The following is a 7,500-nucleotide window of genomic DNA, read 5'->3' on the forward strand; positions in this document are numbered from 1 at the left end:
ACGAGGCGTACAACATCCAGGTCTCCGGCCTGGCGCAGCGGATGCGTGCGACCGGGTTGAAGAAGGTGGTGATCGGGATCTCCGGAGGCCTTGATTCAACCCAGGCACTGCTGGTCTGCGCCCAGGCGTTCGATCTTCTCGGGCTGCCGCGCGACGGGATTCTGGCTTACACGATGCCGGGCTTTGCCACGTCGGATCACACCAAGTCCAACGCCTGGGCGCTGATGAAGTCGCTGGGCGTGACGGCCGCCGAACTGGATATCAAACCGGCAGCGACACAGATGTTGTCCGACATCGGCCATCCCTACTCGTCAGGCAAATCGCTTTACGACATTACCTTTGAGAATGTGCAGGCCGGTTTGCGTACCGACTACCTGTTCCGCTTGGCTAACCATCACGGTGGCATCGTCATCGGCACCGGCGATCTTTCGGAACTGGCGCTGGGTTGGTGTACCTATGGCGTCGGCGACCAGATGGCGCATTACAACGTCAATGCCGGGGTTCCGAAAACCCTTATTCAACATCTGATCCGCTGGATCATCGGCACCAGACGTTTCGCTGACGACGTGCTTGCGACGCTGGACGCGATCGTTTCGACTGAAATTTCTCCGGAACTGGTGCCTGTGGGTGCGGGTGAAACGCCGCAAAGTACTGAAGCCAAGATCGGGCCTTATGCCCTGCAGGACTTCACGTTGTTCCACATCCTGCGCTACGGCTTCGCGCCTTCGAAAATCGCCTTCATGGCGCTGCACACCTGGGAAGACCCAGCCCGCGGCGACTGGCCGCCGCATTTCCATGCGGATCGGCGGGTGGCGTACGATCTGAAACAGATACGCCACTGGATGGAGGTCTTCCTGGCGCGCTTTTTCGCGTTCAGCCAGTTCAAACGCAGTGCCATGCCCAATGGACCCAAGGTGTCCGCCGGCGGATCGCTGTCGCCACGCGGCGACTGGCGCGCGCCGTCGGACGGCAACGCGGCAGCATGGCTGGCCGAGCTTGAGCAGAACGTTCCGGTAGAATAAGTGTGGCATTTTCTTCCGCTGATCCTGGCCGGACTGCTAGCCGGGACAATGAATGCGGTCGCCGGTGGCGGTTCATTCGTGTCGTTTCCGGCCATGGTCCTGGCGGGCCTGCCGCCGGTCGCCGCCAATGCTTCCAGCACCGTGGCGCTGTTTCCAGGCACGATGGCCAGCACATGGGCCTATCGGGATGATGTGCGCGGTGTTGCCGGGATCGGGCTAAAGATACTGCTGCCGATCAGCCTCGCGGGTGGGCTGGTCGGCGCGATCCTGTTGCTGGTAACCCCTGGCGGTGCCTTCGATCTGGTGATTCCCTGGCTGCTGCTGCTGGCAACGTTGACCTTCGCCGCCGGGCGCCGTGCCGGCGAATGGCTGCACCGCTATGTCCGTATCGGACGGCCGGCGTTCCTGGTCATGCAATTCGTCATATCGATCTATGGCGGCTATTTCGGCGGCGCGGTCGGGCTGATGATGATGGCGATGTGGACGTTGCTGGACTCGGCGGACTTGAAGGCGATGGCCGGGCCGCGCGCCTTGCTCGTTACCGTCACCAACGGGTCCGCCGTCTTGTGTTTCGCCGTCGCCGGCGCGGTCAGGTGGCCGGAAACCCTCGCCATGATGGTTTCCGCCGTCGCCGGTGGGTACTACGGTGCTCGGTTTGCCCGGCATCTGTCGCCGGTGGTGCTGCGGTGGTTCGTCGTGGCGCTGAGTGCGACGGTCACGGTCGCGTTCTTCCTACGAAAATACTGAGTCCGCAATCAAAACACGATGGTCGCGCGCACGCCGCCGACGATTGCGTTTTTCAGCGGTGCGGTGCTGAGACTGGTTGGTACGCCGGCCCCCGGGTTGATCACGATCTGCAAATCCGGTTGCAACGTCCACCAGGGGGTTACCTGGTACAAATACGTTGCCTCCACGACCGTTTCGTTGCTGGCATAGGGCTGACCGGTGCCCGTGGCGGCCACGAGCTCGCTGCTGTACCGGCGTGCGGCGGGACTGATCCCGAGATACGATACACCGATGCCGAACACATCGTTGTCCCGCCCCGCGAACGGCGCCATCCAGTTCAGGCCGCCCTCGACGAACAGATTGCTCAGATTGAACTGATTGGGTGCGCCCATCACCTGCAGGAACACGCCGACGCCCGACTGCTTGCTGCCGGGCTTCCGCCAGATCATCTGATCGACGATGCCGTAGAATGCGAAATCCGGTGAATGCTCGCGCGGCACGCCGGAGCTTTTGGGATTGGCGAGTGAGAGGCCGCTGGTATCGTAGAGTTGGTCTGCGAACTGCGCCGAGTCGTACCACGCCCCCAGCTTGTATGTGGCGGGCAGGCCGGTGGCCCCGTCACCCTGGTTGGTGGAATACCACAGTTCGGTGAACGCCAGTGCGTGGCCGTTTAGCCGGAAGGCCGTGCCGCCAGCGTCGCGCAATTGGGGATCGCCGGTTCCGGGCGGGGCCGGGTCACCGTTGAACACCGCCCCCACCAGCGTGATCTTGTCCGTCGCCTGGAACTGCACCCGGACCATCGGCGTCGCCATCGGATAATTCGGCCCGCCAGACGGCAGGTCGGCCGCCGGCAGTCCGGGGAATCCGAAGCTGGAATTGAGGAACAGCGCACCGTATTGGGTGATCATCATCTGGTCGTTGGCGCCTTCCTGGCCAACGCGGACGGTCAACCGCCCGTCCAGCAGCTTCTGTTCGATCCACAATTGATAGAGTTTGGTGTCCCGCGTCGCCTCTATGTTACTGACGATCTGCTGGTTGCCGACAAGATTGCCCGAGGGGCCGCGGCCGTGGATCTGATAGGCGTCGACGAAGAACGTCGCACCCGTCCAGCCAGTCAATTTCTCCAGATCCAATGTCAGGCTGGCGGTCGTCAGGCCGTCATAAACCACGCCGCGTCGTAGTCCACCGGACTGGTTACCCCATAGCTCGCTTTGCTCCTGCAAACCGAACTTGATGCCAGAATCTGCCAGGCTGGTGCGCAAACCGTCCCAATTCCCCGTCAGGGTATCGCGCTGCCAGAACCCGGCGGGCGCGCTGTCCTGCGACGAGGGCGAGGTCGCGGACACCGTGGCGCTGTCCGCCGACTGAGCCGAGGCGATGGTCGGAAACGCCAGCACCAGAACTGTCAGTAACAGAGAGGACGCCACACCGGATGCGCGTGCCAAACAGGTCGCCGGCGACTCAACTGCCATAGGGCAATCCGGGGCCGATGACCGGCGACGGAGCACCGGCAAACGGGACGAGTGATTGGAGCGATATGGAAATTACCATTTATCAGATGCCTGCGATTCAGCACGGAATAAGCAGGCGGCCGTTACGGTGGCAACCCCCTGTCCGTGACGATCGCGTGACAACGACCGAACTCGCATTCGGCCGGCGGCCCCGCGCTGCGTGGGCCGCCGGATCGGTATCAGAGCGCGGCGAGGATCGACTCGGCCTTGCTGACTTCGAATCCGCCAGGGGCTTCGACGCCGAGATGCGTCACCTTGCCGTCCTCGGCGATCAGGGCGTAGCGCTGGCTGCGCCAACCCATGCCACGGGCGTTCAGATCGAGTTCCAGGCCGATCGCCTTGGCGAAAGCGGCTGCACCGTCGGCCAGCATGGTGACTTTGTCGCCCGTGCCTTGGTCCTTGCCCCACGCGCCCATGACGAAGGCATCATTGACCGCGATGCATGCCACGGTATCGACGCCCTTGGCCTTCAGCGCATCCGCATTCTGCACGAAGCCGGGCAGGTGCTTGGCGCTGCAAGTGGGCGTGAACGCCCCCGGAACGGCGAACAGGACCACTTTCTTGCCCTTGAAAATATCGTCCGTAGAGGTCTCCTTCGGGCCGTCGGCCGTCGCGACCATTAGTTTCATGGACGGAATCGTGTCACCAACCTTGATCGTCATGGGCTGTTTGCTCCCCGCGAGGGTTTCTGAAATGCCGCACCGCAATGCGACTGGCCGCGAGTCCTAGCCGCCCTCGCTTCAGAAGTCACCCCCGGGTCATCACGCGTTCATGCTGGCGTAAGGGGGACTGTCAGCCGGTTACCCGACGGGGTAGACGCTGCGGCGCCTGGCGTGGTCTCGGGTAGCCACAGCGGCGCGCCCGCAAGGTTGGAGAAGATGGGATTCGATCCGTATATCGTCTGTGGCATTGTCGGCGCTGGAGGCTTCATCCTGGCCTATTTCGCCACTTTGCAGGGATGGTTGGCGCCGAGTGATTGGCGCTTTCCGGCGGTCAATCTGCTCGCGGCATCACTGGTTCTGGTGTCGCTGATCCGCGCGTGGAACCTGCCGTCAGTGATCCTCGAGTGTTTCTGGGGGGCGATCAGCCTGTACGGGCTGGTGCGGAACCTGCGGGGCTAGCGGTTCGATTGCATCAATCATTCATAAATGGCTGTCTATATGAGAAAGCCGACGGGGATTGTCCCCGCCGGCTTAACATCTGGAGGTAAGCCCCTATGAAAGATCTTACCCTCGTGCCGTTAGGGGATCGGGCCGGTCCGTTCGCGGGCCGGCCCACCCCAAATGGGAAGCCACCGGTCAGTCGTCAGCGCGATGGATGTCGTGGACGCTAAGGCCAGCATCGCTCTCGGACACTTCCAGCCAATTCCGGTGCCGCAACGTGCGTTGGGTATCCAGATAGCCGCTGTTCCAATGCTCGCGCATCGATGACGCGCTGAATTCATAATCCTTGGCCTGGGTTTCGTAGGCGGCTTGCTGGTAGATCAGTTCCAGAATGGTCGCTTCCGGCATGTGCGCCAACCGAACCTTCAGCGCGCGTTCGTCCGCGTCCAATTGGTCGTCGGGGATTTTCGCCAACAGTTTCTTCGCCGTCAGATCGCGATCGTGCTTCTCACGGAAATAGTCGGTGACGAGGCGGGTGCGGCTGGAGAACTGGATATCTTTCTGCCGCGCCAGCACGTCGTCCATATCACGCGGGATCATGCCGCGGGCGCTGAACAGATCGACCTGGAAAATCAACATGTGGAGGCATGCGGCATTGTCCAGCACGTGCTGCAACGGCGTGTTAGAGACAAGGCCGCCGTCCCAGTAATGATCGGTGCCGATCTGTACGGCGGGAAAAGCCGGCGGCAGGGCGGCGCTCGCCATCACGTGGTCGGGCAAGATTCTCGACTGTGTGCTGTCAAAATAGGCGAAATTGCCGTTCAGCACATTCACCGCGCCGGCCGCGTAGCGCACCGCGCCTTTGTTGAGCAGGTCGAAATCGACCAGCCGCAGCAGCGTCTCCCGCAACGGGGTGGTGTCGTAGAAGGCGGTCGCGGTCGTCGCGCCCCGGGGACTGATCCACGGGTTCACCGGGTATGGTGCGAAGAAACCTGGCTGACCGAGCGTGGTGGTCAGCAGGGCGGACCAGATGTTGATGGCTCGGCGGGCGGCGTCTCCGTCGGCGGGGAGCAGTGAGACGGGGCGTGCGGTGATGCCTTCCCAGAAATCTCGCAACCGCTCCACCCGGCGTTCGGGCGGATTGCCGGCGATGATCGCGCCGTTGATGCCGCCGATGGAAACACCGGCGACGGTGTCGGGCCGTAATCCGGCCTCATCCAGCGCCTGATAGATCCCGGCCTGGTAAGCGCCCAGTGCGCCGCCGCCTTGCAGCACGAGTGCGATGTTGTCGCAGCCGCGCGGGTGCCAAGATCTTTTCCCGGGACGCTTGGGAGGAAGCGGCGGCGAGGATCCGAATGTGTCCATGGTTTCCTTCCGCGGCACGGCAGGTTCGCGTGCGGGCGGTAGATAGAGGGTCCTATGACGGACGACAACGCTGGTTCATGATGCGGTGCGGTATGAACGGCCGCCGATAGTGCGTGGAAGGATGGAGCCATGAGTCTGAAGGGGAAAGTCGCCCTGGTCACCGGATCGACCAGTGGCATTGGGCTGGGTATCGCCCGAGCGCTCGCGGCTGAGGGGGCGGATATCATGCTGAATGGCTTCGGGGATGCGGCGCAGATCGAGGCTTTGCGGTCGGATATTGCGGCCTCCCACGGGGGGAAGGTTGGCTACAGCGGTGCCGATATCAGCAGGCCGGAGCAGATCGCGGGGATGGTGGCGGAGGCGGTGAAGACGCTGGGATCGGTGGACATCCTGGTCAACAACGCCGGGATCCAGTTCACCGCGAATGTCGAGGATTTTCCAGATGAGCGGTGGGACCAGATCATCGCCATCAACATGTCCGGTGTGTTCCACGGCATGAAGGCCGCCATTCCCGGGATGAAGGCGAAGGGCTGGGGGCGGATCATCAATATCGCCTCGGCGCATGGCCTGGTCGCGAGTGCGCAGAAGGTCGCCTATGTCGCCGCGAAACACGGTGTGCTGGGCATGACCAAGGTGGCGGCGATCGAACTGGCCAATGCCGGCGTGACGGTGAATGCGATCTGCCCGGGTTGGGTGTTGACGCCGCTGGTGGAAAAGCAGTTGCACGACCGCGCGGAGAAGGATGGCAAGACAGTCGAGCAGGAAACCCACGACCTGGTGGCTGAGAAGCAGCCGATGGTGAAGTTCACCACGCCCGAACAGATCGGCGGACTGGCGGTATTCCTGTGTTCGGATGCGGCCGCCACGATCACCGGGACTCCGTTGTCGATCGATGGCGGATGGGTGGCACAATAACATCGCGGTGATGTAGAACGCCGTCGGTCCAACCTGACGGAGTTCGCATGCAAAAGCCCGAAATCGCCCGCTTTACGGCGATGATGACGAAATCGGCCGAGCTGAAGCGCCGGATCGCGACGGAGCTTGCCGACGCGGTCATCGCGGTGGTCGACGCCTGCGAGACCAGTCTGCGTGCCGGCGGCAAGCTGATGTTCTGCGGCAACGGCGGATCGGCGGCCGATAGCCAGCATTTGGCGACCGAGATGTTGATCCGCCTGCGTGGCAGCCACGAGCGGCCGTCGATCGCCGCGTTGGCGCTGACGTTGGATCCCGCCATGCTGACCGCCTGTGGCAATGATTATGGCTACGACCGCGTGTTCGAACGACCCTTGCGTGGGTTAGGGCGACGCGGCGATGTGTTGTTCGGGATCACCACCTCTGGCCGATCCGGCAACGTCATCAAGGCGCTGGATGCGGCTCGGGAGATGGGCATCGTCACTGTCGGCATGCTGGGTGGCAGTGGCGAGCCGGCGCTGGGATTATGCGATCTGGCGCTTCTGGTGCCGGACACGGAAACGGCCCGCATCCAGGAATGCCACATCGCCCTGGGTCACGCCGTCCTGGAACTGCTTGAGGACCGTATCGTCGCTCGGCCGATGCCGTGAAGATCCTCGTCACCGGCTGTGCGGGGTTCATCGGGTATCATGTGGCCGAGGCGCTTCTGGCGCGGGGGGACATTGTCGTCGGGGTTGATAGCCTGAACGACTATTACGACGTTCGATTGAAGCTGGCCCGGCTGGATCGGTTGCGATCGCATGCCGGCTTCGGATTCCATCATCTGGATGTGTCGGACAAGGACGCGGCGGGTGGCTTGGT

At 62.8% G+C, this 7,500-nt stretch carries 9 protein-coding genes (1 of these 9 cut by a window edge); 6 read left to right on the forward strand and 3 right to left on the reverse strand.

The features are described 5' to 3' along the window. Positions 1-1,022 (forward strand): NAD(+) synthase (locus GSQ89_RS26575; protein ID WP_158930959.1); only part of this gene is annotated, 1,022 nt, incomplete at its 5' end. After that, entirely contained in the window at positions 1,023-1,769 is a 747-nt protein-coding gene (locus tag GSQ89_RS26580; protein ID WP_158930961.1) for a sulfite exporter TauE/SafE family protein, read from the forward strand. 8 nt (positions 1,770-1,777) lie between these two features. On the opposite strand, the gene GSQ89_RS26585 is transcribed toward GSQ89_RS26580, so the two are convergent. Both GSQ89_RS26585 and GSQ89_RS26590 read right to left on the reverse strand, forming a co-directional pair. Next, the gene (locus GSQ89_RS26585; RefSeq protein WP_158930963.1) at positions 1,778-3,220 is read right to left on the reverse strand and encodes a carbohydrate porin; all 1,443 of its coding nucleotides are present in this window, start codon (positions 3,218-3,220) and stop codon (positions 1,778-1,780) included. A gap of 218 nt (positions 3,221-3,438) precedes the next feature. Next, positions 3,439-3,921, reverse strand: coding sequence for a peroxiredoxin (locus tag GSQ89_RS26590; RefSeq protein ID WP_158930965.1), 483 nt, complete (start codon positions 3,919-3,921; stop codon positions 3,439-3,441). A gap of 216 nt (positions 3,922-4,137) precedes the next feature. On the opposite strand from GSQ89_RS26590, the gene GSQ89_RS26595 reads away from it, so the two are divergent. Next, positions 4,138-4,380, forward strand: a complete 243-nt coding sequence (locus tag GSQ89_RS26595; protein WP_158930967.1) for a CBU_0592 family membrane protein — start codon at positions 4,138-4,140, stop codon at positions 4,378-4,380. Positions 4,381-4,557: 177 nt separating this feature from the next. Here GSQ89_RS26595 and GSQ89_RS26600 read toward each other — a convergent pair whose 3' ends face one another. Next, positions 4,558-5,727 (reverse strand): patatin-like phospholipase family protein, encoded by a 1,170-nt coding sequence (locus tag GSQ89_RS26600; RefSeq protein WP_158930969.1) that lies wholly within the window; start codon positions 5,725-5,727, stop codon positions 4,558-4,560. A 129-nt stretch (positions 5,728-5,856) separates the two neighbouring features. On the opposite strand from GSQ89_RS26600, the gene GSQ89_RS26605 reads away from it, so the two are divergent. The 3 genes in view from GSQ89_RS26605 to GSQ89_RS26615 are tightly spaced (at most 47 nt apart) and all read left to right on the forward strand, a layout consistent with a single transcriptional unit that may run on beyond the window. Next, positions 5,857-6,642, forward strand: coding sequence for a 3-hydroxybutyrate dehydrogenase (locus tag GSQ89_RS26605; RefSeq protein WP_158930971.1), 786 nt, complete (start codon positions 5,857-5,859; stop codon positions 6,640-6,642). Between the two features lie 47 nt (positions 6,643-6,689). Continuing rightward, positions 6,690-7,289: an SIS domain-containing protein gene (locus GSQ89_RS26610; protein ID WP_158930973.1), complete on the forward strand. Its 600-nt coding sequence runs from the start codon at positions 6,690-6,692 to the stop codon at positions 7,287-7,289. Then, positions 7,286-7,500, forward strand: the 5' end (the start) of a protein-coding gene (locus tag GSQ89_RS26615) for an NAD-dependent epimerase/dehydratase family protein (RefSeq protein ID WP_158930975.1). 757 nt of this gene lie beyond the right edge of the window; only the first 215 of its 972 coding nucleotides appear in the window; it begins with the start codon at positions 7,286-7,288; the stop codon falls past the right edge of the window. The genes GSQ89_RS26610 and GSQ89_RS26615 overlap by 4 nt, the downstream gene beginning before the upstream one ends.

It is taken from the genome of Acidisphaera sp. S103, assembly GCF_009765975.1.
Classification (GTDB): Bacteria; Pseudomonadota; Alphaproteobacteria; order Acetobacterales; family Acetobacteraceae; genus Rhodopila.

Bases quoted from the DNA above. Each gene is read 5' to 3' on its own strand.
- GSQ89_RS26605 (WP_158930971.1), top strand. From the start codon at position 5,857: ATGAGTCTGAAGGGGAAAGTCGCCCTGGTCACCGGATCGACCAGTGGC.
- GSQ89_RS26585 (WP_158930963.1), bottom strand. From the start codon at position 3,220: ATGGCAGTTGAGTCGCCGGCGACCTGTTTGGCACGCGCATCCGGTGTG.
- GSQ89_RS26600 (WP_158930969.1), bottom strand. From the start codon at position 5,727: ATGGACACATTCGGATCCTCGCCGCCGCTTCCTCCCAAGCGTCCCGGG.
- GSQ89_RS26610 (WP_158930973.1), top strand. From the start codon at position 6,690: ATGCAAAAGCCCGAAATCGCCCGCTTTACGGCGATGATGACGAAATCG.
- GSQ89_RS26595 (WP_158930967.1), top strand. From the start codon at position 4,138: ATGGGATTCGATCCGTATATCGTCTGTGGCATTGTCGGCGCTGGAGGC.
- GSQ89_RS26590 (WP_158930965.1), bottom strand. From the start codon at position 3,921: ATGACGATCAAGGTTGGTGACACGATTCCGTCCATGAAACTAATGGTC.